The sequence below is a fragment of the Sphingobacterium daejeonense genome (assembly GCF_901472535.1).
In the GTDB taxonomy this organism is placed as follows: Bacteria; Bacteroidota; Bacteroidia; order Sphingobacteriales; family Sphingobacteriaceae; genus Sphingobacterium; species Sphingobacterium daejeonense.
Map to the genome: position 1 here is coordinate 1,394,397 of NZ_LR590470.1, position 20,171 is coordinate 1,414,567.

At 36.5% G+C, this 20,171-nt stretch carries 13 protein-coding genes and 4 pseudogenes; 10 read left to right on the forward strand and 7 right to left on the reverse strand.

What is annotated here, in order from left to right:
* Window positions 1–15: 15 nt before the first annotated feature.
* A complete protein-coding gene (locus tag FGL31_RS06675) occupies window positions 16–837 on the reverse strand; it encodes a thymidylate synthase (RefSeq protein ID WP_138090184.1) in 822 nt (273 codons plus the stop codon).
* Between the two features lie 118 nt (window positions 838–955).
* On the opposite strand from FGL31_RS06675, the pseudogene mtaB reads away from it, so the two are divergent.
* Window positions 956–2,276: pseudogene (gene mtaB / locus FGL31_RS06680) on the forward strand (tRNA (N(6)-L-threonylcarbamoyladenosine(37)-C(2))-methylthiotransferase MtaB).
* A gap of 69 nt (window positions 2,277–2,345) precedes the next feature.
* Here mtaB and FGL31_RS06685 read toward each other — a convergent pair.
* Together FGL31_RS06685 and FGL31_RS06690 are read right to left on the reverse strand one after the other, a co-directional pair.
* Window positions 2,346–4,613 (reverse strand): inorganic phosphate transporter, encoded by a 2,268-nt coding sequence (locus FGL31_RS06685; RefSeq protein ID WP_099372503.1) that lies wholly within the window; start codon window positions 4,611–4,613, stop codon window positions 2,346–2,348.
* Between the two features lie 97 nt (window positions 4,614–4,710).
* Window positions 4,711–5,601, reverse strand: coding sequence for an EamA family transporter (locus tag FGL31_RS06690; protein WP_138090186.1), 891 nt, complete (start codon window positions 5,599–5,601; stop codon window positions 4,711–4,713).
* A gap of 260 nt (window positions 5,602–5,861) precedes the next feature.
* Here FGL31_RS06690 and FGL31_RS06695 point away from each other — a divergent pair, with 260 nt between their 5' ends.
* The 8 genes and pseudogenes from FGL31_RS06695 (at window position 5,862) to FGL31_RS06725 (ending at window position 13,149) form a co-directional block, all read left to right on the forward strand.
* Window positions 5,862–6,449, forward strand: coding sequence for a C40 family peptidase (locus FGL31_RS06695; protein WP_099372505.1), 588 nt, complete (start codon window positions 5,862–5,864; stop codon window positions 6,447–6,449).
* 117 nt (window positions 6,450–6,566) lie between these two features.
* Entirely contained in the window at window positions 6,567–7,067 is a 501-nt protein-coding gene (locus tag FGL31_RS06700) for a hypothetical protein (RefSeq protein WP_232046325.1), read from the forward strand.
* 292 nt (window positions 7,068–7,359) lie between these two features.
* Window positions 7,360–8,076 (forward strand): MIP family channel protein, encoded by a 717-nt coding sequence (locus FGL31_RS06705; RefSeq protein ID WP_138090188.1) that lies wholly within the window; start codon window positions 7,360–7,362, stop codon window positions 8,074–8,076.
* Between the two features lie 142 nt (window positions 8,077–8,218).
* The gene (locus FGL31_RS06710) at window positions 8,219–9,526 is read left to right on the forward strand and encodes a DNA polymerase III subunit gamma/tau (protein ID WP_232046326.1); all 1,308 of its coding nucleotides are present in this window, start codon (window positions 8,219–8,221) and stop codon (window positions 9,524–9,526) included.
* 199 nt (window positions 9,527–9,725) lie between these two features.
* Window positions 9,726–10,037, forward strand: coding sequence for a DUF8439 domain-containing protein (locus FGL31_RS24725; protein WP_512745607.1), 312 nt, complete (start codon window positions 9,726–9,728; stop codon window positions 10,035–10,037).
* A 69-nt stretch (window positions 10,038–10,106) separates the two neighbouring features.
* Window positions 10,107–10,885, forward strand: a pseudogene (gene rlmB / locus FGL31_RS06715) (23S rRNA (guanosine(2251)-2'-O)-methyltransferase RlmB).
* Window positions 10,886–10,945: 60 nt separating this feature from the next.
* A complete protein-coding gene (locus FGL31_RS06720) occupies window positions 10,946–11,503 on the forward strand; it encodes an HPP family protein (protein ID WP_138090190.1) in 558 nt (185 codons plus the stop codon).
* Between the two features lie 113 nt (window positions 11,504–11,616).
* The gene (locus FGL31_RS06725; protein WP_138090192.1) at window positions 11,617–13,149 is read left to right on the forward strand and encodes a glutamate racemase; all 1,533 of its coding nucleotides are present in this window, start codon (window positions 11,617–11,619) and stop codon (window positions 13,147–13,149) included.
* Window positions 13,150–13,181: 32 nt separating this feature from the next.
* On the opposite strand, the gene FGL31_RS06730 is transcribed toward FGL31_RS06725, so the two are convergent.
* Complete coding sequence (locus FGL31_RS06730) at window positions 13,182–14,993, reverse strand: DEAD/DEAH box helicase (RefSeq protein ID WP_099372511.1); 1,812 nt, start codon at window positions 14,991–14,993, stop codon at window positions 13,182–13,184.
* Window positions 14,994–15,384: 391 nt separating this feature from the next.
* On the opposite strand from FGL31_RS06730, the pseudogene FGL31_RS06735 reads away from it, so the two are divergent.
* A pseudogene (locus FGL31_RS06735) lies at window positions 15,385–16,877 on the forward strand (amino acid permease).
* A gap of 128 nt (window positions 16,878–17,005) precedes the next feature.
* Here FGL31_RS06735 and FGL31_RS29675 read toward each other — a convergent pair.
* The 3 genes and pseudogenes from FGL31_RS29675 to FGL31_RS06750 form a co-directional block, all read right to left on the reverse strand.
* Window positions 17,006–18,321 (reverse strand): annotated as a pseudogene (locus FGL31_RS29675) (OmpA family protein).
* A 122-nt stretch (window positions 18,322–18,443) separates the two neighbouring features.
* Window positions 18,444–19,298 carry a universal stress protein gene (locus FGL31_RS06745; RefSeq protein ID WP_138090194.1) on the reverse strand — a complete coding sequence of 285 codons (855 nt, stop codon included), beginning with the start codon at window positions 19,296–19,298 and terminating at the stop codon, window positions 18,444–18,446.
* Between the two features lie 15 nt (window positions 19,299–19,313).
* Complete coding sequence (locus FGL31_RS06750) at window positions 19,314–20,147, reverse strand: universal stress protein (protein WP_138090196.1); 834 nt, start codon at window positions 20,145–20,147, stop codon at window positions 19,314–19,316.
* Between the last annotated feature and the right edge of the window lie 24 nt (window positions 20,148–20,171).

A 20,171-nucleotide genomic window follows, 5' to 3' on the forward strand; every position in this document is an offset into this window, starting at 1 on the left:
TATTAATTTTTAATACTAAACAGCTACAGGAGCTTTAATATGTGGATGATGTTCGTAATTCTGCAATTCAAAATCCTCGAATTTGAAATCAAAGATTGAATTTACCTCTGGGTTGATAACCATCTGAGGTAACGGTTTTGGATCTCTGCTTAGTTGAAGTTCGGTCTGTTCGAAATGATTGCTGTAAATATGTGCGTCACCAAGAGTATGTATAAATTCTGCCGCTTCCATATCACAAACTTGTGCTACCATCATAGTCAATAGCGCATATGATGCAATATTAAAAGGTACACCCAAGAAAATATCAGCACTCCTCTGATACAATTGACAGGATAGTTGCGGTTTCATCAAGCCTTTTTCAGGTTGCGCAGGAGCTACATAAAACTGAAAGAATGCATGGCATGGAGGTAAAGCCATATTTTCAATCTCTGCTACATTCCAAGCCGACACTATTATCCTTCTGGAATCCGGGGAGTTTTTAAGTTGATTGATCACTTGGGTTATCTGGTCGATATGACGGCCATCCGGCGTAGGCCATGAGCGCCATTGAGAACCATAGACTGGACCAAGATTTCCATTTTCATCTGCCCATTCATCCCAGATGCTTACACCATTTTCTTTTAAATATTGAATGTTCGTTTCGCCTTTCAAAAACCAGATCAATTCGTGGATAATTGATCGAAGGTGCAGTTTTTTTGTCGTTACAAGTGGAAATCCCTCCTTAAGGTTAAAACGCATTTGATACCCGAAAACACTTTTCGTTCCTGTCCCTGTTCTATCTGTTTTTTCAACACCATTGTTGTAAACATGCTCGAGTAGATCTAAATACTGTCTCATAGATTGGATTTTCCTTGTTTTATATTCTTACGAAGATACCCTTTTTTAGATCATCAAAATATCACAATTTTTCAACAACTAACAATTTGCTTCATTTTGTGTATTTTTGCAAAATATCATGGGAAAAAAAGTTGCTTTCTATACGTTGGGTTGTAAGCTGAATTTTTCAGAAACCTCCTCTATAGGTCGTATCTTTAAGGATGCGGGTTATGAAACTACGCCTTTTAACAGTGCGGCAGATGTTTATGTCATCAATACTTGTTCGGTTACAGATCATGCTGACCGAAAGTGTAGAAAGGTTGTAAAAGAAGCATTGAAGCATTCTCCAAATGCTTATATCACAATTGTTGGCTGTTATGCACAGTTAAAGCCAAAAGAAATCTCAGAAATTCCAGGTGTTGATATGGTATTAGGTGCTGCCGAGAAATTCAATATCATCGAACATATAAACGACCTTACCAAAAATGAAAAAGCGATAGTGCATAATGCTCCCATTGATGAGACCAATCAGTTTGTGTCTGCATTTTCTATTGGAGACCGAACTCGTACCTTTTTGAAAGTTCAAGACGGATGCGATTATTCATGTACTTTCTGTACCATTCCTCTTGCGCGAGGTGCCAGCCGATCTGGAAAGATTGAAGATATAGTCCGCCAAGCAGAGGAAATTGCAGCATCAGGAGTTAAAGAAATTGTTTTGACCGGTGTTAATATCGGTGATTATGGAATACGTGATGGTAAGCGTCAAGATAGGTTCGTAGATCTTGTAAAAGCATTGGATGAAGTTGAAGGTATAGACAGAATTCGAATTTCGAGCATCGAGCCAAATTTACTGACCAATGAGATCATAGAATTTGTTGCTCAATCGAAAAGGTTTGTTCCTCATTTCCATATGCCACTTCAGTCTGGAAACAATAAGGTTCTAGCACAAATGAGGCGTCGCTATAAACGTGAACTCTATTGGGAAAGGGTGGCAAAGATTAAATCATTAATGCCAAATTGTTGTATTGGAGTGGATGTAATAGTAGGTTTTCCAGGTGAGACACGTGAAGATTTTATCGATACTTATAATTTCTTGAACGAAATGGATATTTCTTATTTGCATGTCTTTACCTATTCTGAGCGTGAGAACACCATAGCAGCACAAATGGAAGGCGCTGTACCAGGTGCACAAAGAAGTGACCGCAGTAAAATGCTTCATATCCTGTCTGAGAAAAAGCGTAGAGCATTCTACGAATCTCAATTAGGAAACATCGATGAGGTATTGTTTGAAGGTGATATTAAAGACGGATATATGCATGGTTTCTCCAAAAACTATGTTAAGGTAAGAACCGCATATGATCCTATATTGGTTAATGAAGTGGTACCAGTGAAATTTTTTGGAAATCTCTGAAAATGGAGATGTCGATATTGAAGAATCACCAGAAGTTTTGGCTCATTAAAATAATAATTACTATATAAAAAGAGAGAGGCTATCCCAAGGTTAGCCTCTCTCTTTTTATGTCATAATATTATGCATTCCTTCTACGGAAACTATCGAACTCTTTATGTAAACGCATCAGTTTGAAGGTCGAACTGATCAATTCATTTGTTTCCAATAATATCGAGAAATATAATCTACTGTTTTTTGGACTATTTTCAGAAGTACGGATCCTATCGATTTGTTTATCTAATAGATTGTTAATGTATTCTTGAATATCTTCTCTCTCTTTAATTATTTCGTCAATTTTGCTGAAATCCAACCTTTTATAGGTCATATTGATTTTAGAGAACCACTCTGAAATCCTTTCAACAACGTATTTAAGATCTTTCGCCTGGCTTATTCTTAACGTTTTATGATTGTTGTCAACATGGGACAGAGCATTTGAATTGATGACAGCCACATTTTCAACCATATCCTGCAAATATCCTAATGAAATAATGTAGTAGCGACTACCTTTTACAGAAGTGTCATCTAGATTACGGATATAATCGTACATGGCATTATTTGTAGAATTTAGGTCGTTCTGTAATTTTTTGACAAGTTTTTTATTAGCCATTAATGCCATCAAATCTTCTTTGATCAAGGAGTCAATAGCTTCTTTGAAAAATAGGTTTGTTTTTGAAAAAGTTTCACTTATTTGTTGAGCACTGGTTTCGATAACTTGTTGAAGACCAATAATATCACTTTTATCTAGATTAAGTTCTTGTAGAGCTTTGGCCTTAATTTTACGGTCATGGCTTTTTGCATTTCTATACAATAGTAAAGCTAATACAATCAATGAAATAACAAAAGTGACAATTCCTCCAATTTTCAGGAAGAATGCGAATATAACTGCGCCCATAAACGCACAGCCTGCAGTGACAAACCAGCCTCCAATAACATGGAATACCCCTGACACACGGTACACAGCACTTTCACGCCCCCAAGCTCTATCAGCAAAAGCAGTACCCATAGCCACCATAAACGTGACATATGTGGTCGAAAGAGGTAATTTCATCGATGTACCAAGCGCAATTAGACTACTCGCTACCATCAAGTTTACTGAAGCCCTGATCATGTCGAACATCGGTTCGTCCTTAGATTTTTTCTTTTTTCTATGGGCGTTCAATAAAGGGTTTTCAAATTTTTTGTCCAGACTAGCCTGCAAAGTTCTAGGCATGATATAGCTCAAACCTGAACCAATTCTGATAAATCCTCTCACGATACTTCTGGAAAGCATGTTGGATTTGAATTTTTCAGCACCATCACCTTGATTGGTAAGGCTCATCTCAGTTTCAATTACTGTTTTAGCTTTTTTAGAAGTCCAAAGTGTTATTACCATGATGATTCCAGCACATAATAAAATCCATGCGGGAGCTACAATGTCGCTTGATGCTAGTGCATCCATGGTATATGTGTCTGGATCAGCGCCTGGAATGGATTGAAAAATCTCAACAGATTGGGCAGCAGCAACTGGAACACCTATAAAGTTTACCAAATCATTTCCTGCAAAGGATAAAGCCAAAGCAAATGTTCCAATTCCAATGATAACCTTTAAGATGTTATAACCTAATAAATTAATGATATAACTTACAATTGAGAATACTACAAATGATCCTCCTAATAATAGTAATTCGTGAGTTTGAACCCAATCTTTAACGTCTTTTCCAATAAATGAAACACCTTTTAATCCTTTGATTAAAATAAAATAAGAGATTGACGCCATTGCGATACCACCGAAGATAACTCCAATCGTCTTAAGCTTTTTTTCAAACTGGAATGTAAAAAGAACCCTTGACACATATTGTACAGCCATACCGACTGTAAAAGATATGACGACTGAGAGCAGGATACTATAGACAATCTCAGAAGCTTTTTCAGTATTAATATATGAAGATAGGGTAGACCAATCTCCATCTTTTATGGCAATGTTGTAGATCGCTAAACATAGTGCTGCGCCCAATAATTCAAATACAATAGAAACTGTAGTTGATGTGGGAAGACCAAAATAATTAAAGACATCCAATAATATGATGTCCGTAATCATGACGGCGAGAAATATCGTAATTACATCGTCAAAGGAAAATTTGCTGGGGACATAAATCCCACTTCGGGCAATTTCCATCATTCCACTTGAAAAGACAGAACCGAAAAGAATCCCCAAGCTGGCAATGATCATGATGCTCTTGAATGGAATTGCTTTGGAACCGATTGCTGAATTTAGAAAGTTTACTGCGTCGTTACTTACACCGACCATCAAATCAATTATGGCAAGAACTGCCAAGGTAATGAGGACGAGATAAAGATAATTCTCCATATTATATTGTTTTTATCCTGATTATTTTGGTTGGATCAAATTAAAACTGATAAAAGATTAATTAAAACTGCAAGTATAGCGTAAAAACCTTAAAAAATTAGCTATTTGTTTTCAAATTGTTCTTCCAGAATATGGTCAGCAATATGAAAAATACCCCTAACCATTTGATCCAGGTCACAGATTCGTTCAAAACTAAATAGGACATACAAACTGCTACCGGAAGTTCTACAGCACTCAATACAGCACCAAGGGAATAACCGGTCTTCGGCATTCCATATGCATATAATAATGGTGGAATTACGGTGCCGAATAACGATAATAATAACCCATAAGGAAGAATGCCAAGAAAAATCTCTGGATTAAAAAGACTAAAAGGCTGAAGAGTGATGAATATCAATATCAACGCGCCTGAAATCATTAATGCACTTTTCTGAACTGGGGGGTAATCATTGCCAACTCGACCATTTACAATCATAAATATGGAATAGGCTGTAGCAGCTAATAATCCATAACCAATGCCAACAATTGAAAATGATTCCAAAGGTTCTTCTATCATTCCGGTCGCCAAAACTGTTCCAGCAAGAATACAGATAATTACGATGATTTGACTTAGTTGGGGTTTGACTTTGAAAAATATTAATTCAATGATTTGTCCTATCCAAATGTATTGCATCAATAGGACTATGGCTAAAGAGGCAGGAACTAATTCAACACATTTGTAATATAGAATACTTACCATCCCAGTACTTACGCCACTCAGGATAATCTTCCATTTAGGGCTTTTCAGGTTTTCATGATCCTTCTCTACCCGCCTGTTTTTTATAATTGCCCAGGTCAACCATAAAAATATGACACCTAATAATGCTTGAATTCCTGTTACCTCTCCTAAGTTAAATCCCTGTTCGTAGGCCTTTTTAACAAAAGTAGATAAAATACCAAAGCTTGCAGCCCCTAAAAAAACCGCAATTGCCCCCTTAGTTTTATTCATGGCACAAAAGTAATTTAATTAGATGTGTTTACCTCATATTCATAACAGTTGTTTACAGATAGTAGGCAAATAAATGATTAATAAAGTTATCAAGACAGTTTAAAATAGTTGTCGTAACAATTTTTTTTGCTTTAAAAAGTGCATGTAGAACTGATTTTAAGCTATATTGTCTTCTTGAGAATAAAAAGAAAATCACATTTGTGGAAAAAATCAAGTTGGTTGTTAGGCTGTTAAGGATATATTTTTGATTGGAGGTTTGAATGAAGGTTAACTATAGTTTATTAATATTTCTTTTAGCTGCGGTGATTTTAAGTTCTTGTGGTTCGAAACGCAAGACTTCAGCTAAGTATTCCTATGGGAGTGTGAACCCTAAAAAAGGAGCTCCAATTTCTGATGCCAGTGATGCTAGAGGTAAAGGGTATGGATCTAATAAACTTGATAATTACGCAGACCTTTTAGGAGTAAAAACAAAAGAACTAGACAATAAGAATCTTTATTACATGATTGATGATTGGATGGGTACTCCTCATCGAATGGGTGGAATGGATAAAAGAGGAGTAGACTGTTCAGGATTTGTCAGTATGCTATATCAAAAAATCTATGGCAAAGATCTTCCAAGGACTTCCCGAGATATGGCTGATAACGTAAAGAGAAAATATGAAAACCAACTCAAAGAAGGAGATTTAGTTTTCTTTTCTTTTGGAGGCAGGAATATTGACCATGTGGGAATTTATCTCCATAATGGCAAATTCGTTCATGTTTCAACAAGAAAAGGAGTAATTATCTCCAATCTGAGTGACAGTTGGTATTATAAATATTTCAAAAGAAGCGGCACTCCCAAAAGCTAGAATTTAGGCTTTTGCATGTTTTATGACAGTATTATGTTTCAGAAAAGGGTTAATTCTTAAATAACCTGAATAAAATGTCTACAAATCCCTATTTTTGTGCACATTTTAATAAATATCATGTCAGATAGAACAAAGAAGATTTTTTTAGGGCTTTGTATCATAGTTCCATTTTTAATTTATTGTGTTTATTATTATTCGGCAATGGTGAAAAATGCACCATATCGTTATGCTGATTTTGATTCCATTGAACTTACTTATGGTTATCCAGATTCGATGTTGAATTATTATAATTCAAAAACTCGCGAATATAATTATTTGACAAAAGAGAATAAATTGGTGAAGGATTCGCTAAAACTTAGAGACAATGATTTATTGTATCTGCACAGAAAAGCACAAGAATTAGGTTTCTGGAATTTGCCAAATGATATGACAGTTGACTTAGCTTCCAGAAAACCCGGAGAGCGCAAGCCTAGATATAAACTAACTTATAAATACAAGGAAAAATCTAAAACAGTGTCTTTTGATCCTGATTTCGGAGGACCAACTAAAATGGTTGAAGCAGCGCGTACAACCATTGACGAAGTAACTCGTATGTTGGCAACAGCAAAAGCCAGGTAAAAGAGTAATTTTTATTTAATTTTCTCTTAACAGTAACTTTAAGGAATAGCCATACCTTTGGATTAAGTAATTTGTTTCAATAAATTGTTTGGTGATTTAAAGGTTATTAGGTAAAACAATTAAGAAAAAAGGGTCGATGTGATATCGGTCCTTTTTTTGTTTTATTAAACTTGGAAAGAGATCTGCAAATGCAGGTCTCTTTTTTTATTGTAAATCAATGTTCAAAACTCTATAATTATTTTATAAGGTAAATATTAATATTAATTATTAATTTGTGTTCAAATAATAAATTATGGAAACAAAAACATTATCTAAGTTTATTGCTGAACTGATTGGAACATTTGGTTTGGTATTATTTGGTGGTGGAGCTGCGGCCATTGCAGGTGGGGACACTTTGGCGCAGACATCAGGATTAGGCTTATTGGGGATCTCATTAGCATTCGGTCTGTCTGTTGTAGTTTTTGCATATGCTATTGGGGGAGTCTCAGGATGTCATATCAACCCTGCTGTAACATTGGGAGTATTGGTGTCCGGAAAAATGTCTGGAAAAGATGCTTTAGTCTATATTACAGCCCAAATCATTGGTGGTATTTTGGGGGCTTTCGTGCTAAAGACTATATTAACTGGCCAATTAGCGGTGTTTAACCCTGGTGAATGGGCATATGGGTCCAATGGATGGGGTGCTGGATATCAAAATGAATATAATATGATGACAGCATTTATCACAGAAACTGTATTAACAGCTTTATTTTTATTTGTCATTTTGGGCACTACCTCTAAAATTGGAAATGGTACCATGGCGGGCTTAGCGATTGGGTTTACTCTAGTTTTAATTCATTTGGTAGCTATTCCAATTACTGGAACATCTGTTAATCCTGCAAGAAGCTTAGGTCCAGCGATATTTGCCGGCGGTAATGCAATTTCTCAAGTTTGGTTGTTCTTATTGGCACCATTGGTAGGAGCTGTGATAGGAGCAATATTATGGAAATTAGTATATAATGAAAAATAAGACCATCATAGGTAAAATAAAATATAAAAGTAAAATGAAGAAAAGCTGTCGGGGGACAGCTTTTCTGATTTTAGAATGTATCGTTAATGTTTAAAAAGGCTTTTACAGTTGTGCTGAATTTTGAAAATGATTATCTTCGTGCATGGATAATTTTATTGTTTCTGCACGTAAATATAGACCTGTTACTTTTGACTCGGTCGTAGGGCAGCAACACATCACTGGCACACTTAAGAATGCAATTCACAATAATCAGTTAGCTCAGGCTTTTTTGTTTTGTGGACCTCGTGGAGTTGGTAAAACAACTTGTGCCCGTATATTGGCAAAAACAATAAATTGTGAAAATATCACAGAATCCAACGAAGCATGTGGTCAATGTGATAGCTGCAAGTCCTTCCAAAATGGTAATTCATTCAGCATCCATGAATTAGATGCGGCATCTAATAACTCCGTCGATGACATTCGTTCATTAATAGATCAGGTTAGAATACCTCCACAAACTGGAAAATATAAAATATATATCATTGATGAGGTTCATATGTTGTCTCAACAAGCATTCAATGCTTTTTTGAAAACATTGGAAGAACCCCCTTCATATGCTATTTTTATATTAGCCACCACAGAAAAGCATAAGATCCTTCCTACGATATTGTCAAGATGTCAAATCTTTGATTTCAATAGAATAAAAGTAGAGGATATGGCCAATCACCTTGCTTCAATTGCTGAAAAAGAAGGAGTAACATTTGAAGTTGATGGATTGCATGTCATCGCCCAAAAAGCAGATGGAGGGTTGCGTGATGCTCTTTCTATGTTTGATCAGATTGTCAGCTTTTCCAATAAGAATTTAACTTATCAAGCCGTAATCAATAATCTGAATATTCTAGATTATGATTATTACTTCCAATTAATGGACTCAATATCAAGGCAAGATGCAGCAACTACGCTTTTGATATTTGACAAAGTCCTTAATAATGGTTTTGATGGTGGTCACTTTATTGCTGGGCTATCTTCTCATATCCGAAATCTGTTGGTTAGCAAAGAGCCAAGTACGCTGAAGCTTCTTGAAGTCAGTGAAAATATAAAGAAGAGGTATCTTGAACAATCTCAAGCCTTATCGAGTGGTTTGTTGCTGTCGGCGCTCAATATTGCTAATCAATGTGAGATAAACTATCGGACCAGTAAAAATCAACGTTTGCAGGTAGAGCTTACATTGCTGAAAATGTGCCATATCGCGAGTGCCATTCAGTTAGGAGCAGAAGGTCTACCAGCATTAGCTGAATTAAAAAAAAAACTCCCTGATTCAGGGGTAACAGCTAAACCTGTTACAACTACACAACAAGCAACTCAAGTAAATAATTCTGCTTCGCCAGTATCTCCTGTAGTTAAAACTAATATCCCAAGTACTTCAACTTCGGTCAAACCGCCTGTAGCACAAAAACCCTACTTCTGTTGATTCAGAGTCACAGGAGAAACCAAAACCTGCATCGAAAGGGTGGGGGAATATAAAGACTTCGGTTGCAGTTCCTAACCTCAATACCATTTTTGATGAGAAAAAAGCAAATGCTGATGGTGAAATTGAACTGGTTGAAGGAAATGAATTCAATGAGGTTACTCAAAATGCTTTTCTAAGTAAATGGAATGAGTTCGCTGAAGTGCTTAGAAAGGAAAGCAAAATCACATTGTATACCATTATGACAGCGAATATGCCGATCTTGGAAGGGGTGAAGGTAAAGGTGGAGGTAGAAAACGGTGTCCAAATGGAGGAGCTGAAATTAGGAAAGATAGATATGCTGAACTATCTGCGTGTACAGCTTCGTAACTTTGCCTTAGATATCGAAGGCGTGATGGTGGAAAAATCCAAAGAACGAAAGCCATATACTTCTCAAGAGAAGTACCAAGCCATGGTAGCAAAGAACCCACTTTTGGATGAGTTGAGAAAAACATTTGATTTGGGTTTAAGCTAATCATTTTCTTTTCTACCTTTGTACGAATTATTTGAGGGTGAAATTCCCTTTTATCCATAATATATACACATGCAAAATTTTCAACGTAGGGACAGGTCCGAGAAACGTGAAACAAATCAAATGGTTTTTGGTATTCGTGCTGTCATGGAAGCAATTGATAGTGGAAAAAGAAATCGAATCCTTGTTCGTTCAACGAGGACTATCAGGACCATTGTTTGCGGAATTCAAAGCTTTGGTGAAAGAACATAACATTTCCTTTCAACAAGTTCCTATTGAGAAATTAAACCGTATCACTAGAAAGAACCATCAAGGTATTATTGCTGTAATTTCTCCCATTACATACCAAGACATCGAGGATTTATTGCCAGTGATATATGAAAAAGGAGAAACTCCTTTGTTGTTGATGTTAGATGGGGTAACAGATGTTCGAAATATGGGTGCAAATTGCCCGTACTGCTGAATGTGCTGGAGTGCATGCGATCATTGTCCCGAAAAAAGGCTCTGCTGAAATTAATCCAGACGCTATTAAAACATCAGCAGGCGCATTATATAAAATCCCTGTATGTCGTCAAGATTCTTTATCTCGTGTGGCTAGATTCTTGATTGATTCTGGAGTGCAATTAGTAGTAAGTACTGAAAAAACGAAAGAGTCTATATATGATGTCGACTATACAACCCCAAGTTGTATCATCATGGGTGCAGAAGATGTAGGCGTTTCTGACGACTTGATTAGAATTTCCGATAAATTAGCGAAGATCCCAATGTTCGGAGAAATTGAATCATTAAATGTTTCAGTTTCAGCGGCTGTTGTAATCTATGAAGCTGTAAGGCAGAGAAATATCTCTTAATTTGAGGTGAAAAAGTTCCGGAAATCCGTTAATAGGCAGTTTAGGTTGTATCGATATGTAATGTATCGAGAAACTCTGGTTGACTTTCGTGAGCATTTCTGGTCTTTTCTAGGTGCATTTATCGGGATTGGACTTATCGCATACATACAGTCACTCCAATTTCCTCCTTTAGAAAATGTTTTTCTTATTGGTTCCTTCGGGGCTTCTGCTGTATTGGTGTATGGCGCTATCCAAAGCCCATTAGCGCAGCCTAGAAATTTAATAGGTGGTCATGTGGTCTCTGCAATTGTAGGAGTAACGGTCGCCAAAGTGATGCCTGATGTAATTTGGTTGACAGCGCCATTAGCAGTGGCTACTTCAATAGTTGCTATGCAAATCACCAGAAGCTTGCATCCACCAGGTGGTGCTACAGCTTTAATAGCTGTGAGTGGTGGAACAAAAATTGCCGAATTAGGATACTTGTATGTAATAACTCCTGTTTTTTCTGGAGCTCTAATTTTACTGTTGGTTGCGCTTATATTCAATAATATTACCAAAAAGAGGCATTATCCAGTTAAATATTCTCGGTTGAGACGCTCCCGACGAAGACAACTCAAACAAAGATTTGAAAGATTTTAGACCAATATATGAATATTGGTCTTTTTTTGTTGGTTATTGTTGCGTGTTTGTGCGTTTTTTGTTTTGAAATTCAGAATAAACAAATATCTTTATGGAAATCTACCGAACACCCAATGAAACACCTAACACTTACATATGGCTTAGCCATTAGCTCTCTATTTTTAGGAATTTCGCAATCCGCAACTGGCCAAACTGCATTGCAGATTGAAAATGTAATATTAAATGATCAAAAGAATTTCTATTTCATTGATTTTGAAAATTATCCTAAATCATTGAATAATCTGCCAATAGGTGTCTTTGATTCTGGCACTGGAGGTTTAACTGTCTTGGATGCTCTTGTAAATTTTGATGAGTATGATAATGAATCCAAAGTATTAAAAAAGGATGGGGTGCTGGATTTTAGCAAAGAAAACTTTATTTATTTGGCCGACCAGGCCAATATGCCTTATGGGAATTATCATGCTGTAAATAAGGATGATCTTTTAAAGGAACATATTATTAAAGATTTTCAATTCTTGTTATCCGATAAGTATTACCTTCATAATAATGACCAAAATTACCAAACGAATAAGGATAAAGTAAAGGCAATTGTAATAGCATGTAATACTGCAACTGCTTACGGTTATAGTGATGCTGAGGCATTTATGAAGAAAACAAAATTGGACATTCCAGTTATTGGTGTGATTAACGCTGCTGCTAGGGGGACACTTGCAAATTTTGGAAAGGAGGAATCTGGGGCAATCGCAGTTTTTGCAACAGTAGGAACTATAGCATCAAAAGGATATGAAAGAACCCTTAGAGAGCAGATCAACACATTAGGATTAAAAGGAGATATTCAGATTTTTAATCAAGGTGGACATGGAGTTGCTGAAGCTGTGGACGGAGAACCTGATTTTATTAAAGCGGAGGCAAAACATCCGCGTTCCAATTATAGGGGGCCATCTCTTGATAATAAAGATTATAAAATTGATAGAACACTCCTAGATATCTACAATTTTAATTTTGATAAAAATCAAATGCTTTGTGACGGTAAGGATGTTGAAGATTGCAGCCAATTGCAAATTAATTCTTCAGAAAATTACATCCGATTCCATTTAGTAAGCCTTTTAGAGCAGATGCGGAAATCAGAAAATGCGCAACCATTGAAATCGTTAATTTTAGGTTGTACTCATTATCCATATTTAATAAAAGAGATAAATGAAGTTTTGTTGGAACTGAAGAATTATAAGGGAAATGATGGTGATTTTAAATATCGATCACTTATTTCTGAAAAGGTACATATTGTTGATCCCTCTATTTTTGTTGCCCGAGAGTTGCATCAGGCTTTAGCTCAAAAGGAATTATTCAATAGTAACGGCAATATGTTGGAGAACTCGGAATTTTATATTTCTGTGCCCAATACAGAAAACAAAAATGTCAAATTAGAAGGAGAGGAGTTAAGATTTAGCTATGATTATAAATATGGAAGGAATGAAAACGAAATACAAGAGTATGTTAAGGTAGTTCCTTTTGATAGAAAGAATGTTTCAGATTTAACATTGGAAAGATTTAGGTCTATAATACCGAATACCTATGAACTAATTAGGAGTTTTTCACAACACAGTCTCAAGTTGAAAGAATATCCACAAGAAATAAGGATTAAATAAAAAAGAGCTCCAATTTTTGGAGCTCTTTTTTATTAATATCTGCTTTTAGATTCTCTGTCTCTACGTTTTCCTGAGAAATCGCGGAAACCTGATCCTCCTCTGTCGCCTCTATCACCTCTGTCTCTGCGGCCTGAACCACCACGAGAACCTCTGTCTCCACCTCTGTCTCTGCGGTCACCACCACCACCTCCAGAACGACGTCTTCCGCCTCTGTCTGATGAAGGTTTATCACCTGAAACTTCGATTCTAACATTTCTTCCGTTGAAATCAACGTCTTTAAACCCTTGGAAAACACTGTCAACATCAGCATCTAACACTTCAAAGAAAGTGAAAACACCTTTTAAGTCAATCTTTCCAACTGATTTACCTGAGATCTTACCTTTGTTACAGATGTAAGAAAGCATATCTCCACGGCTGAATTCATCTACGGATCCAAGGTTGATAAACAAACGAGTATATCCTTTTGAACCTGTACGACGTTCAGATCTGTCACCACGTTCACCTCTAGAGTCACGTGCGTCAAAATTAAGATCTGGAGCGTCTTGGTAATAATTCAAGAATCTATTGAATTCTAATGAAGCGAATTTTTTGATTACTTCCTCTTTGCTTAGGTCTTGAAGACTTTCTAAGATCTGAGGTAAGAAAGCATTGATTTGATCTTCATGAACTTCAACATTGTGTACCTTATCAACTAAGGCTAACAATTGTTTTTCACAAACTTCAGCACCTTGAGGAACTTGTTTGGGAATGAATTGCTTACCAATGATTTTTTCGATGTGACGGATTTTGCTCATTTCTTTCCCATTGATCAATGAGATTGAAATACCAGTCTTTCCTGCACGGGCAGTACGACCAGATCTGTGCGTGTAGTTTTCCGTTTCATCAGGTAGTGAATAGTTAATTACGTGAGTTACGTCATTAACATCAATACCACGAGCTGCAACGTCAGTAGCGATTAAAAGCTGCAAGTTGCGCTCACGGTAACGTTTCATCACCTTATCGCGTTGCTGTTGAGACAAATCTCCGTGAAGAGAGTCTGCATTGTAGCCATCCTTAATCAAGGCCTCAGCAATTTCTTGAGTTTCAATTTTTGTACGACAGAATACGATACCAAAAATCTCAGGGTAGAAATCAACAATACGCTTGAATGCTGCATATTTGTCTTTCGCCTTAACCATAAAATATTGGTGTTCGATATTCTCGTTACCCGTATTTTTTGTTCCTACTGTTAACTCTTGCGGGTTAGTCATGTAGTTCTGTGCTATACGGCGCACTTCTTTAGGCATAGTTGCTGAAAACAACCATGTTTTTTTGTCATCTGGAGTTTCCGAAAGGATATTGTTGATATCTTCTTGGAATCCCATGTTTAACATTTCGTCAGCCTCGTCTAGCACAACATAACGAACATTAGAGAAGTCAATGGCATTGCGGCCAATGATATCCAACATTCTACCTGGTGTAGCTACTACGATTTGAACGCCACGACGAATCTGGCGTAATTGATCACCGATATTGGCACCGCCATAAACGGCAACCACATGTACGTTATCGATGTACTTGGCAAATTTTTCTAGGTCTCTTGCGATTTGCAAACATAGCTCACGCGTAGGACATAGGACCAATGCTTGAGGTTGTTTTACTGAAAAGTCTAGTTGTTCTAATAGTGGAAGACCAAATGCCGCTGTCTTCCCTGTACCTGTTTGGGCTAATCCGACAAAATCGTCGTTACCAGTCAGTAATACAGGAATGGCTTTTTCCTGGATGGGAGAAGGTTTCTCGAAACCTAACTCAGTGATGGCATTAACAATATCATGACGGATTCCCAGTTCTAAAAATGGGTTCATGAAATAAATTATACAATAGGCACAATTGCCTAAGGCGGTGCAAAGGTAATAATAGAATCTGATAAATCCTAATATTCAATCGGTTAAAATCAAATATTTAGCATTTTATTTTACTTAACCCTTACAATTCAATCAACAACATAATTAACTATTTGTTTTACTTCAATTTAAATTTTAATGAAACTCGTTAAAATGATAATAATTTTAAATAGATTCAATCCCGCCAATAATTATTTTGAATTAAGTTTACCAAAAAGAATATTTGTAAAGTTCAATCAGTCTTTAAGTAGAAATTAGATGAATTTGCTTATTTCGATAAGGATTTAATAATGATATACAGTATTTTTTATTTTTTTTGTAGGTTTGATACTTTAATTATTCATCTAAATTTATGTGGTATAAAAAATCGATTTCAAAATTAGTTTCAGAAGCAGAGCAGAGTGGGGAAGGTACGCTAAAACGAACCCTTTCCAGTTCAGGCCTTATTGCTCTTGGAATTGGAGCAATCATCGGTGCAGGATTGTTTTCCTTAACAGGAATTGCTGCAGCTGACCATGCCGGACCTGCCGTTATGATTTCATTTATCATTGCAGCAGTAGGATGTGCTTTTGCAGGACTTTGTTACGCTGAATTTGCATCAATGATCCCCGTAGCTGGAAGTGCTTACACCTATTCTTATGCTACCATGGGAGAATTTATGGCATGGATCATCGGTTGGGACTTAGTGCTGGAATATGCTTTAGCAGCTGCAACAGTAGCGGTAAGTTGGTCACAATATGTAAATGAACTGTTTTTGCTCATTGGAATCCATCTCCCCCAAGAAGTATTGGCTGGACCATTCGAAGGTGGAGTAATCAACTTGCCAGCAATTATAATCGTTTGCCTGCTGTCCTTATTATTAATGCGTGGTACTCAAGAATCTTCTTTTGTAAATAATATCCTTGTTGTTCTTAAAGTTGCAGTAGTTATTTTATTCATTGTATTGGGGATGGCAATTTATTGATCCTGCTAACCATACTCCTTTGATTCCAGTAAATGAAGGTGAAGAAATGGTCAAACAAGGCCAAATGGGATTCTGGGAATTTTGGAGCAGTGATTATAGAGGACACTATGGCTGGACAGGAATCCTTCAGGCTGCTGGAGTTGTATTCTTTGCATTTATTGGTTTTGATGCAGTAAGTACTGCTGCTCAAGAAGCAAAGAATCCAAAAAAAGGAATGCCTATTGGAATCATTGGTTCATTGATTGTTTGTACCATACTATATGTTCTGTTTGCTTACGTAATGACAGGTTTAGCCCCTTATACAGTATTCAGTGGAGACGCAAAACCTGTTGCGACAGCATTCGAAAAAACAGGTTATCACTTCCTAAACACCGCCATGATCGTTACGATTATCGCTGGATACACTTCAGTTATTCTAGTAATGCTATTGGGCCAAAGCCGTGTATTCTATTCAATGAGTAAGGATGGATTACTTCCTAAACTATTCTCAGACCTTTCAAAACGTCAGACTCCATGGAAAACAAACTTAATTTTTATGATTTTTGTGAGTTTGTTTGCAGGTTTCGTACCTGTGTCTGATTTGGGACATATGGTTAGTATCGGAACTTTATTTGCATTTACATTAGTATGTGTTGGAGTTTTGGTTCTACGCAAAACCAATCCGAATATTGAAAGACCATTCAAAACACCTTTAGTTCCTTTGGTTCCTATCTTAGGGATTTTTAGTTTGTGTCGTGATGATGTTGGGTCTTCCTATTGAAAGTTGGGAGCGATTGGGAATTTGGATGGCTATAGGGGTAGCTTTCTATTTCCTTTATGGTTATAAAAATTCTAAAATTAGAAAGGAAAGAGAAGCTGGAATTTCAGATAGTTCTGAATAAAAATAATTCATAATATTTAAGGGGCAAATTGGAAAATTTGCCCTTTTTTAATGATTAATAAAAAAGGGTCTACAGATGCAGACCCTAATTTTGATTGTATGTTGTTTAGCTTAATGCTCTTTTTATTCCTAGAATAAAGTAAATTCAACACGTCTGTTTAACTGACGACCTTCTGGTGTACTGTTTGTAGCAATTGGTTGGTTAGGACCATAACCTGTTGCTTCGATACGTGATGCATTTGCTCCTTTAAAAACTAAGTAAGCTTTAACTGCTTCTGCACGCTCTTTAGAAAGACGTAAGTTCAATTGTAATGAACCAGTGTTATCTGTGTGACCAGCAAGTTTCAAGCTGAAGTTTTTCTCAATCAATAAAGCAGCAACTCTATTCAATGATTCGTATGATGAAGGACGGATAGTAGCTTTGCTCAAATCAAACTCTAAGTTTTTGATAGCTTCGTCAACTACTTTTCTGTCTTCTTCAGTAACAACGATTTTCTCAACTACTTTAGTTTCGTGTTTAGCTTCTGGAAGTGGACAACCTGAACCATCTACTTTAGTTCCAGCAGGAGTGTCAGGACATTTGTCGAACTTGTTTGCTACACCATCATTATCTGAATCTTCAAGACCAGCGTTGATTCATCCATATTTGATTGAAGCTTTTCATTTGCAGCAACCAATGCGTCGCGCTCAGCTTTCAATTCATCATATTTTGCAGACATCGTAGCTACTGGATTTGAATTTCCTAAATAAGGTTTGTTTCCATCACCCAAAGCCACCTCGATACCAGCATGTGCGTATGAGAATAAATCATTTTTATATTGACCACCACGGATACCATCAAAATTCTGGTTAGCCCAGTTCAATTGGTAGCCTAGATCAATGTTGATTCCTCTAGCAACAGCAAACTTGAAACCTGCATCAACAGGAACATAAAGTTTAGTCTGAGAGTCAGAAGTTGTAGATGTTTCGCCAATGGTAAGTGTTGTTTCAGAATTCAAAGCACCTAAACCTACTGCAAAATAAGGTTTGATAATGCTGTTGAAAAATCTCCAGTTGGTGTTTGCAAGAGTGAACTCCCCAGACAAGGCTGCTGACCAAGGCATTTTTGCTTCGAACTCAGTACCTGATTCTTCGTTCACACCACCTACTTTTCCACCCATATATTGAGCTTTAATTCCGAAAGACGGAGAGATTTGCTTTTTCACATAAGCAGAATAACCAACATTGTTATTCAATTTATCGTATCCGGCTCTATTGAAACCGAAAATATTGGATTGGTTTAAAAGACCCGCATTTACACCAATAGACCAAGTTCTATATTGAGAAGTTGGACCTAAAATAGAGGTGCCTTCAACAGTTGCTGTATTAGTTTGAGCGAATGTAGCAGAAGAGATTAAAATAGCAGCAGCCAAGGCGCTAGCTTTTTTAAAGTAAAGTGTGTTCATAATATATTAACCTTTAAATGTTATATGTTACTGCTCTCTTGGCAAATTTGTTGCCAAAACATTTTGTTTTGGCAACAAAGGTTAAAATACCATGATTTTGTAGTTAAATTCCGATAGGAAGTCTAGCTTAAAACTCTAGCAAAGAAGGTAGGGATCTGAATGTTAAATGCCATTTTTTTGATGACATTTGATTCAGTTAATTGCCTGAAAACACTCTTTTTACTTTTTGTAAGTATCAAGATGTCAACTTGTTCATCTAATAAGACAGAAGTAATTGCTTGAGCTACAGTTTCTTTCTGGCGCATAAACAAAGTTTGAGGCTTGATAATGTATGAAATATCTGAAATGCCTAATTCCGATTCAATTCTATTAATCCAATCCTTAAATTGTGCGTCAATATCTTTTATAGCCTTATCGTCTGTATTGACATGAATTAAAATTAATCTATAATCTGTGTTGAACAGGGGAGAAGCTTGTTGTAATGCTGTTAACTCCGCCTCTTTAAAATTACACAACAACGCTACGTTATCCTTTTTGTATTCAGTAGCAGTTTCAGGTACTGCCAAAACAGGAGTAGTAGTATTTAATATGGTGTCGTAAGTATTGCTCCCGATAAATACAGCATCCAATCCGGAAGCTCCTTGCGTACCCATAACCACAACATCATATGAAGTAGCCGTTGTTAGAGCCTTGATCTCATCATATAAGTTGCCCTCTTTGAAAATACTATTAGCTCTCACTTTTGGAAATTCCTGCTGGATTTGAGTGATGGTATCAACCATGTTTTGCTCAGCCTCAGGAACTCTAGGGTCATTTAGTGGTGTTTCTCCTTTAATGTTTGCATACGTATTGGAATGCGAGGAAAAAACATGGACAAGGTCAATCTCTTGTCCGCCCTGTTGTGCGATTTGACAAGCGTAATGAATCGCATTATTACAATTCTCAGAAAAGTCTACGGGTATAAGTATTTTGCTCATGCTGTATGTTTTAATTTAGATTTTGTCAAAAAATGCTGGTTTGCTAAGTTCTAAAGCAATAGCCTTAGACACTGAGCTTTTAAATAATCTTTCAAAAAATGTTTTCCTACTTGGCGTAATCAAGATGATCTGAGGGTCAACCTCAGTAATAATTTTGCTCACGACTTCAGGAACTGTGTCTAATTCAATGTCATCTTTATTGATTGGTTCCGCAATCGTCTGCACATCTGCTATGGATCCCATTTCCCTAATGTTATAAACCCATGAGTCTAAATCATCGTTCACATTTTCTGATTTTTGACTTTCTTTGAAAACATGAATTAAAGTAAGCTGATTGGGTATTCCAACAATGTCCTGAAATTCTTTGAGCGTATCCAATTCCTCTGACTTAAAATTTGTCAATAATGCAGCATGATTAATGTCAAAAATATGTTGATGATTTGGGATTACCACAACAGGAACCTCTGATTTAGAAGCCACAGCAACAGTAGTGCTGCCCCAATATACAGGCTTTGACTGACTAGCACCCGATGCACCCATAACAATCAATGCATATTTTCCTGACTGCGAAAGTTCTGTCAGTTTATCAATGATTAAACTGCGAGAACATTCAATGCTAATATGTAATTGAGGATAAGTCTTTACTAGCTGGGTTTGCAGTTCTAGAATTTTCTGATCGGCCAACAATAACGGGTTGTCAACGCTTTCACCTTTCGTGTCACCAACTGAGTTCGAGGTATAGCAGTGTAATAAATGTAGATTGTGACCTTTCTCAACAGCAATTTGACAAGCATAATCAGCAGCAAATCTCGAGTTTTCAGAAAAATCCGTAGGGACAATAATTGTCATCTTGATGATTTATTATGTGTGTAT